The sequence below is a fragment of the Pseudoalteromonas sp. SIMBA_162 genome (assembly GCF_046535955.1).
Classification (GTDB): Bacteria; Pseudomonadota; Gammaproteobacteria; order Enterobacterales; family Alteromonadaceae; genus Pseudoalteromonas; species Pseudoalteromonas marina.
The window spans coordinates 1-273 of record NZ_JAWJBQ010000381.1 but is presented as its reverse complement, the minus strand read 5'-3'; the positions used below and the strand labels follow the sequence as shown (position 1 = coordinate 273).

Annotated in this window: 1 protein-coding gene; it reads left to right on the top strand. The window is 65.6% G+C overall.

All coding sequences use genetic code 11. The features are described 5' to 3' along the window. A partial coding sequence (locus R0J88_RS20130; RefSeq protein ID WP_410900894.1) for a helix-hairpin-helix domain-containing protein occupies positions 1-273 on the top strand: 273 nt, incomplete at both ends.

The following is a 273-nucleotide window of genomic DNA, read 5'->3' as shown; positions in this document are numbered from 1 at the left end:
GTCGGCGTCGACCTCAACATGGCCTCAAGCGCGCTGCTGTCACGCGTCGCGGGTCTCAACACCACGCTTGCCGAGAATATTGTCGCGCACCGTGATGCCAATGGCCGTTTCGCTTCGCGCCAGGAATTGCTCAAGGTCAGCCGGCTGGGTCCGCGCACCTTCGAGCAGTGTGCCGGTTTCCTGCGCATCGCCTCGGGCAAGAAGCCGCTGGATGCCAGTGCCGTCCACCCGGAGGCCTATCCGCTGGTCGAGCGTATCGCCAAGGCGCACGGG